This window comes from Pseudomonas sp. NIBRBAC000502773 (genome assembly GCF_006517195.1).
In the GTDB taxonomy this organism is placed as follows: domain Bacteria; phylum Pseudomonadota; class Gammaproteobacteria; order Pseudomonadales; family Pseudomonadaceae; genus Aquipseudomonas; species Aquipseudomonas marginalis.
The window spans coordinates 6,491,900-6,513,331 of record NZ_CP041189.1; the positions used below are offsets into that span (position 1 = coordinate 6,491,900).

Below are 21,432 nucleotides of genomic sequence, written 5' to 3' on the forward strand. Positions count from 1 at the left end.
CACGTAGCGGGGTAGCGCATTTTTCTGTGTCGTTTGAAATCTCGTTTGTGACCGTTGACAATAATGGTCACCGGTCTGAATATATGATCCCTGTTCTTTCTATTCAATAAGGGAACCTATGCTCCGGCTCCGACCCATCCCCATTGCAGCCTGCTTGTTGCCTCTCGTCCTGACGGCGTGTGGTGACTCATCCAACATTGACGATCCGCGCACGCAGGCTCCTCTGGTAAGGCTCGGAACGGTTGAGGGCTCATCGGAGACTTCACGTTCATTCACGGGAGTAGTGGCGGCCCGCGTGCAGGGCGATCTCGGCTTTCGGGTCTCCGGCAAGATCCTCGAACGGCTGGTCGATACCGGCCAGAGCGTTAAACGCGGTCAGCCGCTTATGCGCCTTGACCCTATCGACCTGGGGCTGCAGGCGCGAGCACAGCAAGAGTCGGTCACCGCCGCCAGGGCCCGCGCCAACCAGACAGCCGATGACGAAGCGCGATATCGCGACCTCGTCGCCGCAGGGGCTGTTTCTGCATCGGCCTACGACCAGGTCAAGGCCGCAGCGGATAGCGCAAAGGCGCAGCTCAGCGCCGCACAAGCCCAGGCCGATGTCGCCCGCAATGCTTCCGGTTACGCGGTGTTATTTGCGGACTCCGACGGTGTCGTGGTGGAAACACTCGCAGAGCCCGGGCAAGTCGTCAGCCCGGGGCAGCCCGTGGTTCGACTGGCCCGTGCAGGCCAGCGCGAAGCCATCGTGCATCTGCCCGAGACGTTGCGTCCTGCAGCCGGATCCAGCGCGCAAGCGACGCTTTACGGCAGTACCGCAGGGGCTGTTACAGCGAAGCTCAGGCTGCTTTCTGACTCTGCCGACCCAGTGACGCGCACGTTTGAGGCGCGGTATGTGCTTGAGGGCGCGCAGGCCAATGCCCCGATAGGTTCGACGGTCACGTTGCGGATCGCAGAAGGCGCCGCGCAAGGGCAGGCGCTGCAGGTCCCCATCGCAGCCCTTTATGACCCAGGCAATGGCACCGGTGTGTGGGTGATCGCAGGCTCGCCGGCAAAGGTGACCTGGCGTCCTGTTCAGGTGCTGGGATTGAGCGACGATGCCGCGCGCGTGGCAGGCGATCTCAAGGTCGGTGAGCAGATCGTCGCGTTAGGCGCCCATCTGCTGCGCGATGGAGAAGACGTGAGAGTGTCCCAGCAGGATGAAGCCCATGTTGCCGGGAGTCATCCATGAGCGAAGGCCGCTTTAATATTTCGGCGATCGCCGTTCGTGAGCGATCCATTACGGTATTCCTGATCTTTCTGATCGCGGTTGCGGGCACCCTGGCGTTCTTCCAACTGGGGCGTGCGGAGGATCCACCGTTTACGGTCAAGCAGTTGACGGTCATTACTGCCTGGCCGGGGGCTACTGCGCAGGAAATGCAGGACCAGGTCGCAGAGCCACTTGAAAAACGCCTGCAGGAATTGAAATGGTACGACCGCTCGGAAACCTATACGCGGCCTGGTCTTGCTTTCACCATGGTGTCGTTGTTGGACCGCACGCCACCCTCACAGGTGCAGGAAGAGTTTTATCAGGCACGCAAAAAGCTCGACGACGAAGCCACCAAGCTACCGGCGGGGGTAATCGGGCCCTTGGTCAACGACGAGTATTCGGACGTGACGTTTGCGCTGTTCGCCCTCAAAGCCAAAGGCGAGCCGCAGCGGCTGCTGGTGCGTGATGCTGAGTCGTTGCGCCAGCAACTGTTGCATGTGCCGGGCGTGAAGAAGGTCAACATTATCGGTGAGCAAGCCGAGCGGATATTTGTTTCGTTCTCCCATGATCGGTTGGCCACCCTGGGCATTGCGCCTCAGGACATCTTTGCCGCGCTGAATAACCAGAACGTGCTCACGCCCGCCGGTTCGATTGAAACAAATGGGCCGCAAGTCTTCCTCCGCCTGGACGGCGCCTTCGATAAGCTGGAGAAGATTCGTGACACGCCGATTGTGGTTCAGGGGCGCACGCTCAAGCTCTCCGACGTGGCCACTGTCGAACGTGGCTATGAAGACCCGGCAACCTTTCTGGTGCGCAGTAACGGAGAAGAGACCCTGCTGCTGGGGGTCATCATGCGCGAAGGCTGGAACGGCCTGGACCTGGGCAAGGCGCTGGACGCCGAGACGACCAAGATCAATGAAGGCATGCCACTGGGCATGACGCTGACCAAGGTGACCGATCAAGCCGTCAACATCGACTCGGCCGTTGGCGAGTTCATGGTCAAGTTTTTTGTCGCGCTGCTCGTGGTGATGCTTGTTTGCTTCCTCAGCATGGGCTGGCGTGTGGGCGTCGTGGTCGCAGCTGCCGTGCCATTGACACTGGCGATCGTGTTTGTGGTGATGGCGGCCACCGGAAAGAACTTTGACCGTATTACCCTCGGTTCATTGATCCTGGCGCTCGGGTTGCTGGTAGATGACGCGATCATCGCGATCGAAATGATGGTCGTGAAAATGGAGGAGGGCTACGACCGCATCAAAGCCTCCGCGTATGCCTGGAGTCATACGGCCGCGCCGATGCTCTCGGGCACACTGGTAACGGCGGTTGGCTTCATGCCCAACGGTTTCGCCCAGTCCACTGCCGGCGAGTACACCAGCAACATGTTCTGGATCGTGGGCATTGCTCTGATCGCTTCCTGGGTTGTTGCAGTGGCTTTCACCCCTTACCTGGGCGTGAAGTTGCTGCCAGACATCAAGCAGGTAGAGGGTGGGCATGCGGCTATCTACAATACCCCGCGCTACAACCGCTTCCGCCGGGTCCTGACCCGGGTCATCGAACTCAAGTGGCTGGTGGCTGGCACGGTTATCACGCTGTTTGTCGTGGCCGTCCTGGGCATGGGCCTGGTGAAGAAGCAGTTCTTCCCGACGTCAGACCGTCCCGAGGTGATGGTCGAGGTGCAGATGCCCTACGGAACCTCCATCGAGCAGACCAGTGCCACTGCGAAAAAGGTCGAGGCCTGGCTGCAAAAGCAGGAAGAGGCAAAAATCGTCACGGCCTATATCGGGCAGGGCGCGCCGCGTTTCTTCCTGGCGATGGCGCCAGAACTGCCGGATCCGTCATTCGCCAAGATCGTGGTGCTGACGTCCAGCCAGGAGGCACGTGAAACCCTCAAGCTGCGTTTTCGCGAGGCGGTCGCTGCCGGGCTCGCCCCAGAGGCCCGTGTCAGGGCGACTCAAATTGTGTTTGGTCCGTATTCACCCTATCCCGTCGCCTACAGGGTAATGGGGCCTGACCCGACGAAGCTGCGCGAGATTGCGGGCCGTGTACAAGCGGTCATGCACGCGAGTCCGCTGATGAGGACGGTCAACAGCGACTGGGGCCCTCTGGCGCCGACCTTGCATTTCAGCCTGGATCAGGATCGCTTGCAGGCGGTTGGACTGACCTCCAGCGCCGTCGCCCAGCAGTTGCAATTCCTGCTGGCGGGCGTGCCGATCACGTCGGTTCGTGAAGACATTCGTTCAGTGCAGGTGGTTGGGCGCGCCGCAGGCGATATACGTCTGGACCCTGCGCGGATTGAAGGGTTTACATTGGTGGGCGCCGCGGGCCAGCGGATCCCTCTGTCCCAGGTCGGAGAGGTGGATGTGCGTATGGAGGATCCGATCCTCAGGCGCCGTGACCGTACACCGACGATCACCGTGCGTGGCGATATTGACGAAGGCCTTCAACCACCTGATGTATCGGGTGTGATCATCAAGCAACTGCAGCCGATTATCGACACGCTCCCCGCCGGCTATCGGATCGAGCAAGCGGGTGCAATCGAGGAGTCGGGCAAGGCAGGCCAGGCGATAGTGCCGCTGGTTCCGATCATGATTGCGCTGACGCTGCTGATCATCATCGTCCAGGTGCGTTCGATCTCGGCAATGATCATGGTGTTTTTCACCGCACCGCTGGGACTTATTGGCGTGGTGCCGACGCTGCTGATATTTCATCAACCGTTTGGTATCAACGCCCTGGTTGGGCTGATCGCGCTGTCGGGCATCCTGATGCGCAACACGCTGATTCTGATCGGGCAGATCCATCACAACGCCCAGGAAGGCCTGGATCCCTTTCACGCCGTCATCGAAGCCACGGTACAGAGGGCTCGCCCGGTACTGCTGACGGCGATGGCGGCCATCCTGGCATTCATCCCGCTGACCCATTCTGTTTTTTGGGGCACGCTGGCCTACACACTGATCGGCGGTACTTTGGTCGGCACCATCATGACGTTGGTGTTCCTGCCGGCGATGTACGCCATCTGGTTCAAAATCCGCCCAGGCAACGCGAGCAAGGCTCAAGCGGCGCAACCTACCTGAGCAAGGGGTGTTCGAGGGGAGGGCGCCGGCGTCCTCTCGTCGGTCAATTCGCCAAAGCTGCTGCTTCTGTAGGCGGGGACTGAACAAGGACGAGGATTCAAATGGGTACAGTGAAGTAAGCTGCTGCATGAGCTAACGTTCATGCATGCGCTTTTCCTATAACTCGCTGGATCCTGCCCCGATGAAAGACCTGCCGCCTACCGCGACCTTGCGCGCCTTTGAAGTTGCCACCCGCCACCCGACGTTTACTGCAGCCGCACAGGAACTGCATGTGACTCAAAGCGCGGTCAGCCACCAGCTCAAGCACCTTGAGGCGCTTTGGGGGCTGCCGTTGTTTGAACGTGGCAAGGCGTTACGCCTCACGGCAGCGGGGGCTGCGCTGGCGCCCATCGTGCGGGAGTTTTTCATCAGCCTGGAGGCGACTTTGGGTGACCTGCGCGAGCAAAAGGGCCGGGTTCGGCTCAGCGTCAGCACCACCTATTCCTTCGCGCTCAAATGGCTGCTGCCACGCTTGCCGCGCCTGTCTCGCCAGCACCCCGAGCTGCTGGTCTCGCTGGATACCACGGATAAAATCATCCACTTCTCTCACGGCCAGGCTGATGTTGCGATCAGGCTCGGCAAGGGCAATTACCCAGGCCTGCATTCGGAGTTCCTGTTTGGGGAGCAGGTATTTCCCGTGGCCAGTCCCGAGCTGCTGCGGCGCGTTGGCACGCCGCAAAGCCCGGCAGACTTGTTGCATTTCCCGCTCCTGACTCGGGATGGCGCCGAGTTGGTGCCGAAGTGGGAGGTGTGGTTTCAAGCCGTCGGGTTGGCCTATTTGCCGCTCCAGGAAAGCGTCAGATTTGGCGATACCAACATGACGGTCGAGGCGGCTTTGCTCGGCCAGGGCGTTGCATTGGTGCGCAGCGGGCATGTCGAGAACGAAATCAGCGATGGCCGTTTGGTGCGGCTGTTTGATGTGCCGCTTCCATCGCCATTGGCTTACTACTTTGTCTGCCCCAAGGGCATCGAATCCCAGCCGCACATCGCCAGCTTTCGCCAATGGCTGGTCAGCGAGGCAATGAAAGTCCAACGACCGGATGAGTGAGTCATGAGTCTCCGCTCATGCTGTGCTGAGGAGACTTCGCTTTAGCCCCGGCGCCGGATTACCTACAGTGGGGCATGCCTACTCATCTCATCTTCCTCGTGCTTTTCGCCGCGCTGCTGCATGCCAGCTGGAATGCGCTGCTGCGTAGCGGCGCCGACCGGCTGTGGTCCATGACGGTGATGTGCATTGCCATCGCCATCGCCAGTGTCGTCGCCGCAGCGTTCATGGTGTCCCCTGCGATTGAAAGCTGGGGCTACGCGGTGCTGTCGGGGTTGCTGCATGTGGGCTACAACCTGTTTCTGGTGCGCAGTTACCGCGTCGGCGACCTGGGGCAGATCTATCCGATTTCACGCGGATCGTCGCCGGTGCTGATCACCTTGGGCGCCGCCGTTTTTGCCGGGGAAAGCATCACGCCTGGCGAGTTGCTCGGTATTGCGTTGGTGTCCGGCGGGATTATTTCGCTGGCCTTCAGAGGGCGCAGTCTGTCGGTTCCCAGCCTGCCCTATGCGCTGGGGACGGGCGGCTTTATCGCGGCCTACAGCGTGGTCGACGGCATCGGCGCCAGGCTCTCCGGTGCGCCACTGGCCTACACGGTGTGGATGTGCGCGCTGTGGGGCGTGCTGATGCCGGTGGTCTACATCGGCCTGCGCGACACCCGCAGCTTGTTCCGCGTCCGGCCTGGAACAGTGACCGCGCTGGTCGGCGGGCTGGTCTCTTTGCTCGCTTATGGAATGGTCATTTACGCCATGAACGAAGCGCCACTGGGCGCGGTATCCGCATTGCGCGAAACTAGCGTGCTGTTTGCGGCGTTGATCGGCTATGTGTTCCTCGGCGAGACGCTTACCGCACGCCGGATACTGGCATGCGTAGTGATCGCCAGCGGCACCCTCATCATCGGCTGATACAGCCAACGGCTCAGGAGCAATGTTTAATGGTCAATGTCTCGCAGGCACCGCTGATTCTAATCACGGGTGGAAGTCGTGGAGTGGGGGCGGCAACCGCCCGGCTGGCCGCCGAAAGAGGTTATGACGTCGCGATCAGCTACGTTGCCAACCAGTCCGCAGCGCTGGCGGTAGTTGCGGATGTAGAAGCATTGGGGCGCCGGGCATTGGCGATGCGGGCCGACAGTGCGGACCCGCAACAGGTGGCCGATATGTTCGCGGCCATCGACCGCACGTTCGGTCGCATCGACGTACTGGTCAATAATGCCGGGATGCTCGCACCTCAGTCACGCCTGGAGGCCCTCGGCTTCGAGCGGATGCAGCGCATCTTTGCGGTCAATGCCATTGGGCCGATACTCTGTGCCCAGCAGGCGGTGAAGCGCATGTCTTACCGCTACAACGGCCCGGGCGGGGTGGTGATCAATGTCTCTTCGGCGTCGGCACGCCTCGGCAGCCCCAATGAGTACGTCGACTATGCGGCGTCAAAGGGCGCGTTGGAGACGTTCACCATTGGCTTTGCAAAGGAGGTGGCCCGGGAAGGCATACGCGTTAACTGTATTCGCCCCGGACATATCTATACCGACATGCACGCCAGCGGCGGAGAGCCGGGGCGGGTGGATCGTGTCAAGGACTCGATCCCCATGGGGCGGGGCGGTCAGCCGGAGGAAGTGGCGCGCGCGATTCTATGGCTGGCGAGCGCGGAGGCATCCTTCGTTACCGGTACATTCCTCGACGTAACGGGGGGTAAATGAGTCAAAGGCTCATCGGCTTCAAGTAACAGCGTGCGGCCTCACCTTGCGACTCAAACCCGGTGTCTTGCCCGTAATGCGCTTGAATGCGCGGCTGAAAGCGGCCTGGGAGGTATAGCCCAAGCGTTGCGCCACCTCTTCAATCGGCAGCCTTTCGAGCGTCAGCCACTGGCTTGCCAGCCGCATTCGCAGTTCGGTGACGTAGCGCAGCGGGGTCATGCCAATCGTCACTTGAAAGCGGTCTGCGAAGACCGAGCGTGAGGTATTGCAGTGCTCGGCCAGCTGCGCAACGGTCCAGTCGCGCCCCGGTTGTTGATGGAGCGCCAGCAGGGCACCGGCCAAGCGTGGATCGCGCAAGGCGGCGACCAGGCCAGAGGCATTCCCGCAGGCGCACTCCACCCACCCGCGAACGACCATGGCGGCCACCACGTCAGCCAACCGCGCGAGGATACCGGCAAAGCCGATACGCGCGGCGCTGACCTCGCGCTCCATGGTGGTCAGGATCGGCACCAGTCCGGGGTAACGCTGGCCGCCGGCATCAATCAGCATCAGTCCCGGCATCAGCCGGCCAAGGCCATGGATGCTGCCCAGTTCGAACTCCATGCAACCACTGAACAAAATAGTGCTCGGCGTGGGGCTGGCATCGGTTCCGGTATTCACCGCGCTGACGGTGTCACCGAGGGGGGCGCCATCTAGACGGTCGATGTCCTGAACCGGCACGTCCGGATGGGAGAACAGCTGATGGGCCGCGCCATGGGAGATAAACACGGCGTTGCCGGCAGACAGCGCGTAGGTGCTGCCGTCCTCCATTCGCAGCACTGCGTTGCCGACGGCCATGAAGTGGAACCAGGCGTGCCCAGGTTTTTCCGCGAAGCCCAAACCAAAGGTTGGACCCGCCTGGATACGCCGGTATTCGACGCCACGCAGGCGCATGCCGCGCAACAGCTCGTTGATGAGGTCCGAGGAAAGAGCAAACTGATCTGCTGGCATCATTCAGGTGTTTTAGTCAAAAAGGAGAGATTTTCGATCATAGATCATCCAGCTTCCCGCGCCTAGACTTCGGCTCGCCATGAAGATTGGGAGATCCGTGCAATGACTGACTGTGTATGTAACACCGTATCCGACCGCCATTCCGGCGTCGGCGCGGACGTAGAGCCTGCAACCCCCGCGTGGATGGCGGTATTTTCGCTGGCAATGGGTGTGTTCGGATTACTGACCGCTGAGTACCTTCCGGCCAGTTTGTTGACGCTGATGTCTGCCGACCTGGGGGTGTCCGAAGCGCTGGCTGGCCAGGCGGTAACGGTGACAGCGGTGGTTGCGCTGTTCGCTGGCCTGTTGGTACCAGGCTTGACCCGCGGCATCGACCGACGTTGGGTGCTGCTGGGTTTTTCCACGTTGATGGTCGCCTCCAATCTGTTGGTCGCCGTTTCCTCCAGCTTCGCGGTGCTGTTGGTGATGCGCATCTTGCTGGGCATTGCCCTTGGCGGGTTCTGGAGCATGGCGGCGGCGGTGGCGATGCGCTTGGTGCCGAGTGCGTTGTTGCCCCGGGCGCTGTCGATCATTTTCAGCGGCATTGCCGTCGGGACGGTCGTGGCTGTGCCGCTGGGCAGCTATCTGGGCGGGCTGTACGGCTGGCGCAGCGCGTTTTTTGCCGCAGCGGCGGTAGGCATGGTGACCCTGGCTTTCCAGTCGTTCACGCTGCCGCGCCTGGCGCCGCGCCGGCCGGCACGTCTGCGCACTGTGCTCGAGGTATTGCAGCGCCCGGGCATCGCCATGGGGATGTTCGGTTGTGTACTGGTGCACAGCGGCCACTTTGCGATGTTCACTTATGTTCGGCCATTCCTTGAAGGGACGACTGGCATCGGCCCCCAGGGGCTGTCGTTGATGTTGCTGGGTTTTGGCGTGGCGAACTTCGCCGGCACGCTGTTGGCCGGCAGGCTGCTGGAGCGCCACCCGCTGGCCACGCTGGTGTTGATGCCGGCGCTGGTCGGCGTTGCAGCCCTGGCGTTGGTGCTGTTGCCGGCCTCGGTGCCGGGGCAGGCGCTACTGCTGGCGGTCTGGGGCTTGGCCTTTGGTGGTGTGCCGGTGGCGTGGTCGAACTGGGTCGCCAGCGCGGTACCTGACCAGGCGGAAAGCGCCGGAGGCATGGTAGTGGCCTCCGTGCAGTCGGCCATCGCCACGGGCGCCGCCGCTGGCGGTGCAGTGTTCAGCTTCGGTGGCAGCGCAGGCGTATTCGTAGCGGCGGCCGTGCTGATGCTGCTGGCCGCGTTGCTGATTGCGCTGCGTGTCCGCGTCCCTTCTGCCCAGGGCGTACGCCAGCCCAAGCCCGCGTTGCACCTTTGATCCGGTTTGCCAAACCGTTTCGATCCCGTTCGTCACCAGGAGATACCCCATGAACAATACGACGTCTCACCAAGGACGCCTCAAATCGTTGCGCGCGGCCGGTATTGGCAACGCGCTTGAATGGTTCGACTGGACCCTGTACGCCACCTTTTCGGTGTACCTGGCAAGCAACCTGTTCGACAAGACCGATGCGCGCTCGGCGATGCTCGCGACCCTTGCGGTGTTTGCGGTTGGCTTTGTCGCACGCCCTGTCGGCGGCTGGTTGTTTGGCCGGCTGAGCGACCGACTGGGGCGCCGGACCATCATGGTGCTCACCATGCTGCTGCTTGCGATCAGCAGCCTGGGCATCGCGCTTATCCCTGACTACCAGAGCATTGGCCTGTATGCATCGGTCGCGCTGCTGTTTTTCCGGCTGATGCAGGGGCTCGCCCATGGTGGCGAGACAGGGGTTTCCTATACCTATGTCGCCGAGATCGCCCCAAGCAAGCACCGTGGCTTATGGTCCAGTTCCGTGTATGTGGGAGTGACGCTGGGAGTGATGGCAGCAACGGCCGTGGCGGCGACGCTGACCTGGTTGCTGGGCGCCCAGGCCATGGGTGACTACGGCTGGAGGATTGGCTTCGCCATCGGTGGAGTACTCGGTATTTATGCGCTGTTTTTGCGCCGTGGCGCCCAAGAGTCTCATGTATTTGTAGAGCAGCAGGGTCTGGCGCGGCCGCCGCGCAAGCTGTCCAGGGGCGAAATGCTACGCGTGGCGCGCAACATCGTCATGCTTGCAGCGGCCGCCAATGTCACTTACTACGCGTGGGTCACGTTCGGCGCTTCGACGGCGATTGCCCAAGGCATGGACGCTACGGGTGCCTATGTGGCCAGCCTTCTCGCGCAGCTCCTCTGTGTGGGCTGGCTGCCGGTCTGCGGGATGGTGTCCGATCGGGTAGGGCGCCGGCCCATGGTTATCGCCTGGGGCCTGGGCGTGATCCTGCTGACCTATCCCCTCTCGATAATGGTGACCACTGAACCCTGGACGCTGTTCCTGGCCCAGGTGCTGGGGCTGGGCGCCTGGTCGCTGATCGCGGCGATTTTCCCTGCTGTGCTGTCCGAGCAGGTGCCGACCCAGGCACGGGCCCAGGGCGTCGGTTTGGTCTCGTCGGTTTCGGTGGCGATCTTTGGCGGCACCGCCCCTTACCTACACAACTATCTCAGCGGCGCCGACCTTGGCTATCTGTACGTCAGCTATGTCATCGGGTTGGGCGTCGTCACCGTCCTGGCAGGGTTTCTTATCGACGAAACAGCGGGCATCGACCTTGCGCACATCAAGGCGCCTGGCGCTCGAGTCAGCGTAAACACATTGGCTGGTCGATCCGCAGAATCAGCCGATCAAAGGAGTACGACTCAATGAATTCCACAGACCTCAAAAACACCGCTGCGCGAGGCGAACGCCCGGGCGCCAACGTGACCGTCAGCCAGACTTCGGGCCCACGTCAGGCCGCACGCGAGACCTGGGTCGAAGTTCCTTGCGAGTCGGGCCCGGCGGCCGCCTGGTGCTACTCGGACCGCCGCGCCTATAGCCCGGGTGATTCGGTTTGCCTGTATCTGTCGTCGAACCGCCCGCACGTGCGGCTGCGGATCTATCGTGATGGCGCCATCGCCCGCACGCTGCATACCACCGACAGCCTTGACGCTCGATTCCACCCCATACCCGAACGTGCCTACGAGCATGGCTGCCAATGGCCTGTCTTCATGCAATGGCCAATTCCGGCGGATGCCGAGCAGGGTGGCTACATAGTGGAAGTGCGGGACGGCGACGACAGCGTCCTCGGGCATCATCTGTTTATCGTCAAGGCGCTGTGCAAGCGTGCCGATGCCTTGGTGCTCGTCGCGGCCACCTCGACGTGGGCCGCTTATAACGACTGGGGCGGCGCCAATCATTACTTTGGCATTCACCCCGACACGCCACGTGGCCGCTCGCCGTTGCTGTCGGCGCAGCGCCCCTGGGCGCGAGGGCAGGTGTGGCTGCCGGCCGATGCGCCACGTTGCGTCAACGCGACCCGGCTCCGCAAGCCAGGGCCGGCGCGCTATGAGTTCATCGAATGGGCCTCCCTTAACGGCTACGCCAAGTACTACGCGCTGGCGGGGTGGGCTTCCTTCGAGAGACCTTTTGTGGTCTGGGCCGAGCAGCAAGGTTATACGGTGCATATCCTGACCCAGGACGATTTGCATCACGACCCCCACGCGCTTGAGGGCTACGCCTGCGCCGTCTTCATCGGGCACGACGAGTACTGGACGCGGGAAATGCGCGACCATGTCGACGCCTTTGTCGAGGAGGGCGGCAAGGTCGCGCGCTTCGCCGGCAATTTCATGTGGCAGATTCGCCTGGAGGATGAAGGCCGGCGGCAGGTGGCCTACAAGTACGATGCTGGTGCGCTCGATCCTGTGGCCGCTACCGAGCCTCATCGGCTAACGGGGGCCTGGGAAGATCCGAGGGTGAATCACCCCGGGGCAACGACGTTCGGGGTGAATGCTCTGCGAGGGATTTACGCCAGCTTTGGAGGCATGGCGCCGCGCAGCCCGCGCGGCTACACAGTCTTCAGGCCCAAGCACTGGGCGTTCCTGGGGACGGGCCTCGGCTACGCGGATATGTTCGCAGACGAAGCCAACATCTTCGGCTATGAGGTGGATGGCCTGGAATACACCTTCGTCGACGGCCTCCCGGAACCGCTCTACACAGACGGGGCGCCCTGCGGATTGCAAATACTCGCCATGGGCTGGGCGACCAATGCCGAGCATGGCCGGTCCGAGGATGCCTATTCATTCATGCTCGGCGATGGCGATGCGCGGTTTCGTGCTTCCGTACTGGCGCCGGACCTCAGCGACGCCAGCATCGATATGCATAGCCGCGGGGCCGGCATGGTGGTGCACTTCCACAAAGGTCGAGGCGAGGTGTTCACTGCCGCCACGTGCGAATGGGTGCATGGGCTCATGCAGGCAGACATCTACACCGTGATGATCACCAACAATGTGCTCGAGCGTTTCCTGCGCAATACGTAACTATTGAGAGCTAGGTCCGCCGAGTGCTTAACCACCGTTGGCGCCGTTGACCTGCCGATGTTTGGAACGACCGTCAATGCCTGTCAGTCTATCTAGACCTACTCATTTTGACTCACCAGGTTGTTGCCGGCGGCTGCAGCTCACTCAGCGGTATATTTACTGAGACCTTACATTTATCGTCCCCCACCGCCAGGCCGCCGGCATCGTTGGCTTCAGCTGCTACGAACATGGGTGAGAAACTCGAGAGTTTTCAATTTCGTCTCCTTGCATTAGTTATTTCTGTGAAAAAACGGGTTCTAATCGTGAAGGCCGGATTCAATCGCTCCCGGCGTTGATAGGATTTGGTTGGCGTTTCTCGATTGAGAACTTAAGCAACGCCGCACATCGAAAAATCCCATGGGCGAATTTGCTGTAAGGCATCGTCAGGAAGAAGGCCATAACGAATCCTAAGTGGATCGCCAGCAGCAGCGGCATGGCTGAAAACTCCCGCCAGGCCAGCAAAGCCAGACCGCTAAGGCTGACCAGAAACAGAAGGGCTATGAAACCACGATCCATGGGCCTTTGGCTCGCATCGCCGTGTTCGGGATCACGCCGGAAGTTCAACCACAACAAGCCTGCAGGACCCACCAACAACCCAATGCCGCCTAGTACGCCGAGAATCACTGGAAGGCTGAAGAGAGGGTAGGGTGCGGACCAGTTGAGAAAGTAGTGGAAAAGCGTGGCCACACAAGTGGCTGCAAAGCACAACAGGAAGCCATAGAACGTCAAGTGGTGGAAGCGACGTCGCCAGAGCGTGAATTTGTCATCGGCGTTGTTGCACCCCTCACCATGACCGCCGTCCAGGTACTTGAGCTTAGCGACATTGGCTGTTGCCTCGATGGCTGCCGATGCCTTCAGGGAAGTAGGAACTTGGGCGGGTGACACATTTTTCCAGAAACGCCTCACGCCAATCCCTAACGCCAATATGGAGAAACCAAACACGCCGCCAAACATCAATGCAAGGGTGTTATGAGAGAAAATGCCGTAGAAATTACCGCCCGGCATTTCACGGAACAGGTTGCCCATGATGGCCAGCGTCAGACACAAAAACAGCGCCAGGCCAATACCTGAGGCTACAGCGAGGGTCAGCCCATTACGCTGATAAAGCTGGCCAAATGGTCTAGGCCATGCGTATTCCCCATAGGTATCGACCCTCACCTTGGCCATGGCTTTTGGAACATTGACCGCAAACTCGTGCGGGGCTGCGTACTGACAAGAATGCAAGCATGCGCCGCAGTTGTGACACAAGTTGGCCAAGTAATGGATGTCTGCTTGCCCGAACGCCAGGCGGCGCGTCATGGCTGGAAAAACTGCACAAAACCCTTCGCAATAACGGCACGAGTTGCAAATGGTCATTTGTCGCTGAACTTCAGTCTCATCGACATTTAGAACCGGAATCAACGGGTTGGCAGTTTTGGGATCATAAAGCTGCATATCGAGATCCCCCTGTCTCTGATTTGGAAGCAATGTCTGCGCTGGCTGCGGCTTGGATCCCGGCAACGCGACCGAAAGCAGTGCCGATGGCCATGCCAATCCCGGCTGTGTAACCTTTTCCCAGTACGTTCCCGGCCATCATCTCCCCTGCGACGAACAAGTTGGGGCTAGGCTTGCCGTTGAAATGAACGGCAGAGGTTTCGTCAGTCGCCAGTCCCAAGTATGTGAACGTAACTCCCGGCTTGAGCGGATATGCATAGAAAGGGGGGTTAACTAGAGGGCGCGCCCAGTGGGTCTTCGCAGGGGTTAGGCCCTCAGTGTGGCAGTCATCGAGCGCGGTATGATCGAATGTCCCTGCCTGGCATGCCTGATTGAAATCTTCCACCGTCTTAACGAAGGTCTCGACGGGCAGGTTCAGTTTCCGGGCAAGCTCTGCCAGTGTGTTAGCGGTGGTGCCTGGAAACACAGGTGGCATGAATCTGCCTATAGCTTGCTGGTCGATGATTGAATACGCTTGCTGACCGGGCTGCCTTGCGACCAGTCGACCCCAGATGGCATAACGTTTGGGCCAGAAATCCTCGCCTTCATCGTAGAAGCGCTCACCTTCCCGATTGACTACGACCCCAAGAGACACACAGTCGATACGGGTGCATATCCCTCCATCGTAGAGAGGAGCCCGCGCATCAATCGCAACCATGTGGGCTTGAGTCGGGTCACCGATGACATCCGCGCCCAGCGCTATCATGCGTTTAAGTAGCACTCCGGTATTGAAACGCGTGCCGCGAATCAAAAAGTTATCGGAGGGCCATTCACCCCGTTCGTTCTGGCCCCAGGCTTCTCGCAACCATTCACGGTTGGATTCAAAACCGCCAGCAGCGAGCACACAGGACTTGGCCTCGATCCGTTCAGCCGGCAGATGCTCGTCATCCACCACGCGTTCAGGGAGATGTGCAGCAATGAACTTTCCGTCCTTGAGCTCGATATCGGTGACCTGGGCGTTATAGCGAATCTGAACGCCTATTCGCTCAGCGCTTCGGAAATAAGCATTGACCAAGGCTTTGCCACCGCCCATGAAAAAGGCATTTGTCCTTGCAACATGGAGCGCGCCGGAGAGCGGCGCCTGGAAGTGAACGCCGTGGGAGCGCATCCAGTCTCGGCAGTTGGAAGATGCAAGGATCGTGATTCGTGCAAGTTTTTCATTCGTGATCCCGCCGGTGACCTTCAGCAAATCCTGCCAGTACTCTTCCTCCGGGTAGGCGTCTACTAGAACGTCTTGCGGCGCATCATGCATACATCGAAGGTTACGTGTGTGCTGCGAATTGCCACCCCGCCAAATCTTGGGCGAGCCTTCCAGAAGCATGACGCTCGCACCAGCCTCCCGCGCCATCAGCGCAGCGCATAAGGCGGCATTACCCCCTCCGATGACTAACACATCAATCATTGTTATTTTCCTCGACTCGACTCTACAACCGGCTGGAGCACGGTGCTCCTTGTGAGTGAGCGAAGCTTAATGCGAGGTCTGGGTGGTCGAAAGAACGTGCTAGCGGCAGGGCCTTTACTTTTACTAAAGGCCTACCCGATGGAGAGCCTCTGGCGGTTGAAGGCTTGCCCCCGGCCAAAGGTGCATATTCACTAGCTCACGGCTGACCTCAAGAAGAACGACGCGCGTGGCTAACGCAGCAGGGGACAGCTCGTCGTCCGAAAGGCTGGCTAGGAAGTTGCGGCGCCCCACATGGTCGTCAGAGATTTCGACCATGCGAAGTTCTGCATCCCCTAAGCGAGCGGCGGCGGCACCAGGCTGTATTGTCGCTGCATGTCCAGCTTTGACTGCTTGCATCAGCGTCGCTAGCCCATCGATCTCCATCACGATGTGAGGAACGGTCTCACTGCGCTCAAACGCCATGATTATGCTAGTGCGTAATCCGTGCTGTGCACTCGGCATAACCAACGGTACATGCCCGAGTTGATCAATTTGCACGGTATCGCCTTCAGGGATATCAAGCAGAGTCGGGACTGCTATGACAAACAGCTTTTCGTCGAGCAACGGAGTGACGTGCCATCGCCTTCCGGCATCGGCTTGGAACACAACCGCCAGATCTAACTGCCGAGCGTTAAGCTGGCTCGCGAGATGGCCGGATAACATCTCCACTAAGTGCAGCTGAATGTCAGGGTAGCGGGTGCGCATGCGCTCGATCAGAGGCAACGCCAGAACGCTGGCCGTAGTGGGTGGCAGGCCCACACTGACGTATCCGCTCATGCGACCTCGCTGAGCGGCATGTACCGCATTACCTATCTGCCTTACCGCAAGTTGCGCATGGTGAAGAAACGCCATGCCGGCGCTGGTCGGTGTCACGCCAGTGGTCGTGCGATTGAGTAACCGAGTACTCAGTTCATTTTCCAGCTTACTGACTTGCTGGCTTAAGGCAGAAACCCCCAGGCCAAGCTCAGCAGCAGCCCCGCTCAAGCTTCTGTGTTCGGCAATCTTAAGAAAGTATTGAAGCTGTCTGAGCTCCATCAGGAGAGTTCCTTCGATAGGTCGTTTTGCTGCTCGACCTGGGTTAGGTTGAACGTCCTTTCGCGGAGCTGATGGACGATTGAGGCTTGGTTAGGACAGCGTTTTATTCACGTGTACAGGCTTTGTGAATCGTCGGCGTAACCTGGCGTTAAAGGCTTTCAGGATCGCCAAAGAACATTTTGACTGGGCTCTAGAACGGTATTTTAAGGCTGGAAAACGCTAAATGTGCCCCCAATTTTGCCGCCAGTCACATGCGCTGCTCGAGCAATTGTGAATTCGCGCCCTGGCGGTGATCCACCGCAGTAATTGATCGGGCTCAGTGGTACAACCCCTTGAAATTGGCAGGTTCGTCCACTTTGCAGATGCTTACTGACAGCCAGCCTGCTGCTATCTACTGATGCATCTCGGTCACGGACATAGTGAATACCAACTTGGATCTGCCAGCGTTGGAATAGGTATGGGGAACATCGGTTTTGGCCACTGCCGAACTCCCCGCAGGGATGACCAGCTCTGTTTCCCCTACCACGCATTTCAGCGTGCCTTTCTCCACATGAAACAGCTCAAGCGTGCCCTGAGGATGCCCCTGTGAAGCGAAAGATTCGCCTGGGTGCATTTCCCAACGCCACAGCTCGATCATATTAGGACCGGACGTTCCTGCCAGAAGCCGCGCCGTTCCTCCCAGGTCCCCGGTCCAGAGCGTGGGGATGTCTTGACTGTCGATGATATGGGCGGATGGGGCTTCGGTCACATTGACGATGTCTGCAACGGACAGGCCAAGCGCGGCGGCGATTTTGCAAAGGATGCCGATACTGGGGTTCGCCGTACATTTCTCTATTTCGACGACCATTCCTTTGCTCACCCCTGAGCGGCGAGAAAGCTCATCCAACGTGATCTTCTGTGCTTTGCGCGCCTGTTTGAGCGTGCGCGCGACGGCCAGGCTGACGGCTTGAGCGTCAGCACCAGGGGTAGTCGACAGGCTGGTATTCGTGGTCATTGATGAGGGTCATGAGAAAAAATGTGTGGGGATTCTCGGCCTTTACCAATCGCCCCGTCAATCTGCACATGCGTTATAGTAGATGATATTGGTCATTATATTGACTTTATTGGTCGTCACTGACTAGCATGAAATGACATTTGGATTCCTGGAGGTTTTTGATGCTGTCCGTACTGCCGTTGATCGATCAAGCCGTTGCAGAATTGGCTCCGGAGTTCAGGGCCCTGAGCATTGTGGTGGAAGCTGCGTCACTGACCCATCCTGAGGTTGCTCAGGCAGCCCTGGACCGTGCTTGCAAGGCTGTGCAGGAAGGTAGGCCAAGCTGGGGAGAAGCTCACCTGGCCGCATGGGCGGAGACATTCCGAAAGTTCGGCGCCAAGCCGCAGCGTACGCCTTGTTCAGCTGAGGCGCTGCGTAAACGGGTTTTACGTGACGGAAGCTTGCCTAGCCTGGATCCCATCGTCGATCTCTACAACGCAATCAGTATTGAGTACGCCATCCCTGTTGGCGGGGAAAACATTGAAGCGTATTTGGGTTATCCACGGCTCGTAGTCGCTGATGGCACTGAGCCTTTTGACACCATAAAAGAGGGTGCTCCTGCTTTCGAATATCCAGACCCCGGCGAGGTTGTCTGGCGCGATGACAAAGGCGTGACCTGTCGTCGCTGGAATTGGCGGCAAGGTGTCAGGACCCGTCTCGGTGCTGACGCGAAGAGCATGTGGTTCATTCTGGAGAGTTTGCCGGCGATGCCGCTTGAAGCCTTGACGGAAGCGGGGGACAAACTCATCGAAGGGTTGCAGCAAATGATGCCAGGCGTCCAGATCGAAAGCTCACTGATTGGTCCTGGGGCCAAATAGTCCATAGACCACTGCAAGGAGTGATGACGATGTTTACCGGCCTTAGTGCATTTCCTCTGACGCCTATGGATGAGCAGGGTGTGGACGAAAATGCTTTTACCCGTCTTGTGCAGCAACTGGTGGCGGCGAAAGTAGATTCCATCGGGGCTCTCGGATCCACCGGAAGTTATGCGTATCTTTCTCGAGCCGAACGTTCTCGAGTTGCGCAGTTGGCAGTAGAGGCGGCGGAGGGTGTTCCTGTGATGGTGAGCATCGGAGCGCTGCGTACACGCGACGTTTTGCTGCTGGCCGAAGATGCGCAAGACGTGGGCGTCCAAGCCTTGTTGCTGCCACCCGTGTCGTATCAAAAACTGTCTCAGGACGATGTTTTTTCGATGTACGAAATGGTTACGGCCAACATCTCAGTCCCGCTATGTGTCTATGACAATCCTGGTACCACCCATTTCGAATTTACCGATGAGTTACACGGGCGTATTGCAGAGCTACCCAATGTCAGGTCAATCAAAATCCCTGGCGTCCCCGACGCGCCGCACGTGGCCAGGGAGCGCGTGGAACGCCTGCGAAAATTGATTCCGAGTCACGTGACTATCGGAATAAGCGGCGATGCATTTGCCGCTCTTGGTATGAATGCGGGCTGCGATGCCTGGTACTCGGTCATGGGCGGTTTGTTCCCCAATACAGCGCTCGCCATCACGCGAGCAGCATTGTCAGGTGACGCCTGTGAAGCCACGCGCCTTTCCGAATCCTTGAAGCCGCTCTGGGCTTTGTTCAGCCAATTTGGCGGTAGCTTTCGCGTGATGGCGACAGCGGCGGAGCTTCGCGGGTTTACTCACTCTCCGAGTGTGCCACTGCCGCTCAGAGCCATTGATGGGGAAGGGCGTGAGCAAATTGCTGCGGTGATTGAAGTGCTTGAATTGAGCTGAGTATCGACAGGGAAATTCTGCCTCACCCGTGGCGGATGAGGCAGATGTTGCGATATTTACAGCTTCAAAAACGTTGTGAAATGATCCTGGTGCCCCTCCAGAATCTCCCTTGGCAGGATCGTGCCAACAGCCCCCCGATGTTGCAGGCCATGAGAAAGGACATGAGCGAGGATTTGCTCCCTGGTCATGTTGCCGGGTTTGCCGTCCTTGAAGATAAACGCTACCGGGTCAGACAGCTCCGTTGCAGTGACTGATTTCGTATAGTCAACAAACCATTGATTTGCCTTTGTAAATGCCTCTTCCAGCTGGCGAATGTCTTGCCGTTGCTCAGTGACGACGTCGTCAAATTCCTCCGGTTTTCCTTGCAGTCTGGCGATGAACAACTGGTCCACGATGTTGATGTGCCTGAGCCAGTAGCAGGCTTCCTCCATTTCCATCGGAAAGGACTTTGCTATGGGCGCTTTCAAACAACTGAAAAGCGCCTCCTCAGACCATGCCTTGTACTGATAAAGCGAGTGCAGCAGGTTCTTGGCACACATGATTTTCTCCCATTTTCTAAGCGTTGGCGGCCCTTGGCGCACCACAAGAGCAAGGACAAAGGCGTTTTCGTGCAACGGAACGGAATACCGTTGAAGAGATACGATGGTCACTATATTGACTTTAATAGTCAATGGAGTGAAGCTGGATCAAAGGCGATTAAAACCGCCGCATTGAATTCCACAGAGCATCACCTTGCAGGTGATCCGCTCGAAAATGGCTTGAGGGTGTCTTGGACCATGAAGTACGTCAGCACACGGACGCCTGGTAGAACATTTGAATTCAGCGAGGTCCTGATGGGGTCGTATGCGCCTGACGGTGGCTTGTACGTGCCGCGCAAGGTGCCCCGTTTAAAAAAGGAGGAACTCTCAAAACTTGAGTGGCTGCCCTTTCACGAATTGGCTCACCATGTAATCGAGCCCTTTCTGGGGGGCTGGGTCGAGCAAGATCAGCTATCTCGGATGCTTGAGGAGACCTTTGATTGTTTTACAAACAACGCAGTGGCACCGCTTTACCAGACGGCAAGTAACGAGTGGATACTCGAGTTGTTTCATGGGCCTTCAGGCGCCTATCAAGATTTTGGTCTTCAATTAATGTCTCGCTTTATCAATCACGATTTACTGAAGTCTGGGAAGAAGGCTCTGATTGTAGGTTGCACAGGCGGAGATACTGGAGCAGCTGCAATAAAAGCATTTTCGGGAATGAAGGGCGTTACTTTGTTGGTGTTGCATCCTTCCAAGGGACTAACGGCGGAGGATCGCCGACGCTTACTGAGTGTGGAGGAAGGCAATGTAGTCAATATTGCGATCGACGGAGATTATTCTGATTGCCATCGTTTGTGTGAGCAGTTTTTAAAGCAAAATAATGATGCGCAGCAGCATCTTGTTTCGTTCAACTCAGTGCATTGGGTTCGCGTACTTGCGCACCTGTCCTTCTATTTCTATTCCGCACTTCAGCTCGGCGCGCCTAAAAGAGAAGTTGCTTTCAGTGTGCCGACTGGGAATTTTGGTGCGCTGTACGCTGGTTATATTGCCAAACAAATGGGGCTGCCCATTCGACAGCTAATCGTTGCCACGAATGCCAACGCCGGCCTGCATCACTTTCTCCAATCGAATCTGTACAGTCGACATGAGATTCGTACTACCAGAACTCCCACTATGAATGTTTCATTGGCCTCTAATTTTGAGCGCTTGCAGTGGAGTATTTTAAATCGATGTGGAGAAAAAGTAGCTCGTAATATGCAGTTGTTAGAAGGAGAGGGCACCATCCACTTAGAGCAGGATGAATGGTTGGAGGCGCGCAAATTGTTTGACTCACTGGCTGTGGACGATGCGGATGCATTCAGTTGTATTCATGAGGTCTTTGCACAGAGTGGGTATCTCGTCAGCCCCAATACCGCTATCGGCTTGCGCGCTGCACGTGTGAGCAGGCGCAGCTTGCTGATCCCCATGGTTTGCCTGGCGACGACGCATCCCTCGAAGATTGGCGCTGCAACCGATAAGTCGGAGATTTTCGGCCACCTGAATACAGGCGGCGCTCCTGCATTCACCGAACAAGACTGTACTTCAATTCCTAACGACATCGGGGCGCTGACCTCGCTGGTCAGGGCCTTATCCAAAGACACGGAGTCTCACTCGTTATAAGTTCGGAG

At 58.7% G+C, this 21,432-nt stretch carries 17 protein-coding genes; 11 read left to right on the forward strand and 6 right to left on the reverse strand.

All coding sequences use genetic code 11. The features are described 5' to 3' along the window. Positions 1 to 118 precede the first annotated feature (118 nt). The 5 genes from NIBR502773_RS29640 (at position 119) to NIBR502773_RS29660 (ending at position 7,094) form a co-directional block, all read left to right on the forward strand. The gene (locus NIBR502773_RS29640) at positions 119 to 1,228 is read left to right on the forward strand and encodes an efflux RND transporter periplasmic adaptor subunit (protein ID WP_141157691.1); all 1,110 of its coding nucleotides are present in this window, start codon (positions 119 to 121) and stop codon (positions 1,226 to 1,228) included. Then, complete coding sequence (locus NIBR502773_RS29645; protein WP_141157692.1) at positions 1,225 to 4,314, forward strand: efflux RND transporter permease subunit; 3,090 nt, start codon at positions 1,225 to 1,227, stop codon at positions 4,312 to 4,314. Before NIBR502773_RS29640 ends, NIBR502773_RS29645 begins: the two co-directional genes overlap by 4 nt. Positions 4,315 to 4,495: 181 nt before the next feature. After that, positions 4,496 to 5,401 carry a transcriptional regulator GcvA gene (gene gcvA / locus NIBR502773_RS29650; protein ID WP_141157693.1) on the forward strand — a complete coding sequence of 302 codons (906 nt, stop codon included), beginning with the start codon at positions 4,496 to 4,498 and terminating at the stop codon, positions 5,399 to 5,401. Positions 5,402 to 5,475: 74 nt separating this feature from the next. After that, positions 5,476 to 6,303, forward strand: coding sequence for a DMT family transporter (locus tag NIBR502773_RS29655; RefSeq protein WP_141157694.1), 828 nt, complete (start codon positions 5,476 to 5,478; stop codon positions 6,301 to 6,303). Between the two features lie 29 nt (positions 6,304 to 6,332). Beyond that, positions 6,333 to 7,094: an SDR family oxidoreductase gene (locus NIBR502773_RS29660; protein ID WP_065948722.1), complete on the forward strand. Its 762-nt coding sequence runs from the start codon at positions 6,333 to 6,335 to the stop codon at positions 7,092 to 7,094. A gap of 18 nt (positions 7,095 to 7,112) precedes the next feature. Here NIBR502773_RS29660 and NIBR502773_RS29665 read toward each other — a convergent pair whose 3' ends face one another. After that, a complete protein-coding gene (locus NIBR502773_RS29665; protein ID WP_141157893.1) occupies positions 7,113 to 8,081 on the reverse strand; it encodes an AraC family transcriptional regulator in 969 nt (322 codons plus the stop codon). 102 nt (positions 8,082 to 8,183) lie between these two features. On the opposite strand from NIBR502773_RS29665, the gene NIBR502773_RS29670 reads away from it, so the two are divergent. The 3 genes from NIBR502773_RS29670 to NIBR502773_RS29680 are packed head-to-tail and all read left to right on the forward strand — an operon-like array spanning position 8,184 to position 12,482. After that, complete coding sequence (locus tag NIBR502773_RS29670) at positions 8,184 to 9,434, forward strand: MFS transporter (protein ID WP_141157695.1); 1,251 nt, start codon at positions 8,184 to 8,186, stop codon at positions 9,432 to 9,434. Between the two features lie 49 nt (positions 9,435 to 9,483). Then, positions 9,484 to 10,833 (forward strand): MFS transporter, encoded by a 1,350-nt coding sequence (locus NIBR502773_RS29675; RefSeq protein WP_141157696.1) that lies wholly within the window; start codon positions 9,484 to 9,486, stop codon positions 10,831 to 10,833. Further along, a complete protein-coding gene (locus NIBR502773_RS29680; RefSeq protein WP_141157697.1) occupies positions 10,830 to 12,482 on the forward strand; it encodes a N,N-dimethylformamidase beta subunit family domain-containing protein in 1,653 nt (550 codons plus the stop codon). The genes NIBR502773_RS29675 and NIBR502773_RS29680 overlap by 4 nt, the downstream gene beginning before the upstream one ends. A 315-nt stretch (positions 12,483 to 12,797) precedes the next feature. Here the strand turns inward: NIBR502773_RS29680 and tcuB are convergent, their stop codons facing one another. The 4 genes from tcuB to NIBR502773_RS29700 all read right to left on the reverse strand — a co-directional run bounded on the left by tcuB (position 12,798) and on the right by NIBR502773_RS29700 (position 17,464). Beyond that, positions 12,798 to 13,955 (reverse strand): tricarballylate utilization 4Fe-4S protein TcuB, encoded by a 1,158-nt coding sequence (gene tcuB, locus NIBR502773_RS29685; protein WP_141157698.1) that lies wholly within the window; start codon positions 13,953 to 13,955, stop codon positions 12,798 to 12,800. Further along, positions 13,942 to 15,396, reverse strand: coding sequence for an FAD-dependent tricarballylate dehydrogenase TcuA (tcuA, locus tag NIBR502773_RS29690; RefSeq protein ID WP_141157699.1), 1,455 nt, complete (start codon positions 15,394 to 15,396; stop codon positions 13,942 to 13,944). The genes tcuB and tcuA overlap by 14 nt, the downstream gene beginning before the upstream one ends. Before the next feature lie 123 nt (positions 15,397 to 15,519). Continuing rightward, on the reverse strand, positions 15,520 to 16,470 hold the full coding sequence (locus tag NIBR502773_RS29695; RefSeq protein WP_141157700.1) for a LysR family transcriptional regulator: 951 nt from the start codon (positions 16,468 to 16,470) through the stop codon (positions 15,520 to 15,522). Between the two features lie 391 nt (positions 16,471 to 16,861). Continuing rightward, on the reverse strand, positions 16,862 to 17,464 hold the full coding sequence (locus tag NIBR502773_RS29700; RefSeq protein ID WP_065941597.1) for a helix-turn-helix domain-containing protein: 603 nt from the start codon (positions 17,462 to 17,464) through the stop codon (positions 16,862 to 16,864). Between the two features lie 161 nt (positions 17,465 to 17,625). Here NIBR502773_RS29700 and NIBR502773_RS29705 point away from each other — a divergent pair, with 161 nt between their 5' ends. Both NIBR502773_RS29705 and NIBR502773_RS29710 read left to right on the forward strand, forming a co-directional pair. Continuing rightward, positions 17,626 to 18,321 (forward strand): B3/4 domain-containing protein, encoded by a 696-nt coding sequence (locus NIBR502773_RS29705; RefSeq protein ID WP_141157701.1) that lies wholly within the window; start codon positions 17,626 to 17,628, stop codon positions 18,319 to 18,321. Positions 18,322 to 18,350: 29 nt separating this feature from the next. Further along, a complete protein-coding gene (locus NIBR502773_RS29710; protein WP_115486066.1) occupies positions 18,351 to 19,244 on the forward strand; it encodes a dihydrodipicolinate synthase family protein in 894 nt (297 codons plus the stop codon). A 56-nt stretch (positions 19,245 to 19,300) separates the two neighbouring features. Here NIBR502773_RS29710 and NIBR502773_RS29715 read toward each other — a convergent pair whose 3' ends face one another. Next, the gene (locus NIBR502773_RS29715; RefSeq protein ID WP_177319010.1) at positions 19,301 to 19,894 is read right to left on the reverse strand and encodes a DinB family protein; all 594 of its coding nucleotides are present in this window, start codon (positions 19,892 to 19,894) and stop codon (positions 19,301 to 19,303) included. Here NIBR502773_RS29715 and thrC point away from each other — a divergent pair. Further along, entirely contained in the window at positions 19,874 to 21,424 is a 1,551-nt protein-coding gene (thrC, locus tag NIBR502773_RS29720) for a threonine synthase (protein WP_257228089.1), read from the forward strand. The two genes, NIBR502773_RS29715 and thrC, sit on opposite strands and share 21 nt — an antisense overlap. Positions 21,425 to 21,432 lie beyond the last annotated feature (8 nt).

Coding starts and splice junctions, on each gene's coding strand:
- NIBR502773_RS29655 (WP_141157694.1), top strand. CDS start 5,476: ATGCCTACTCATCTCATCTTCCTCGTGCTTTTCGCCGCGCTGCTGCAT.
- tcuB (WP_141157698.1), bottom strand. CDS start 13,955: ATGCAGCTTTATGATCCCAAAACTGCCAACCCGTTGATTCCGGTTCTA.
- NIBR502773_RS29660 (WP_065948722.1), top strand. CDS start 6,333: ATGGTCAATGTCTCGCAGGCACCGCTGATTCTAATCACGGGTGGAAGT.
- NIBR502773_RS29675 (WP_141157696.1), top strand. CDS start 9,484: ATGAACAATACGACGTCTCACCAAGGACGCCTCAAATCGTTGCGCGCG.
- NIBR502773_RS29705 (WP_141157701.1), top strand. CDS start 17,626: ATGCTGTCCGTACTGCCGTTGATCGATCAAGCCGTTGCAGAATTGGCT.
- NIBR502773_RS29700 (WP_065941597.1), bottom strand. CDS start 17,464: ATGACCACGAATACCAGCCTGTCGACTACCCCTGGTGCTGACGCTCAA.
- NIBR502773_RS29640 (WP_141157691.1), top strand. CDS start 119: ATGCTCCGGCTCCGACCCATCCCCATTGCAGCCTGCTTGTTGCCTCTC.
- gcvA (WP_141157693.1), top strand. CDS start 4,496: ATGAAAGACCTGCCGCCTACCGCGACCTTGCGCGCCTTTGAAGTTGCC.
- NIBR502773_RS29645 (WP_141157692.1), top strand. CDS start 1,225: ATGAGCGAAGGCCGCTTTAATATTTCGGCGATCGCCGTTCGTGAGCGA.
- NIBR502773_RS29670 (WP_141157695.1), top strand. CDS start 8,184: ATGACTGACTGTGTATGTAACACCGTATCCGACCGCCATTCCGGCGTC.
- NIBR502773_RS29710 (WP_115486066.1), top strand. CDS start 18,351: ATGTTTACCGGCCTTAGTGCATTTCCTCTGACGCCTATGGATGAGCAG.
- NIBR502773_RS29695 (WP_141157700.1), bottom strand. CDS start 16,470: ATGGAGCTCAGACAGCTTCAATACTTTCTTAAGATTGCCGAACACAGA.
- NIBR502773_RS29665 (WP_141157893.1), bottom strand. CDS start 8,081: ATGCCAGCAGATCAGTTTGCTCTTTCCTCGGACCTCATCAACGAGCTG.
- NIBR502773_RS29680 (WP_141157697.1), top strand. CDS start 10,830: ATGAATTCCACAGACCTCAAAAACACCGCTGCGCGAGGCGAACGCCCG.
- tcuA (WP_141157699.1), bottom strand. CDS start 15,396: ATGATTGATGTGTTAGTCATCGGAGGGGGTAATGCCGCCTTATGCGCT.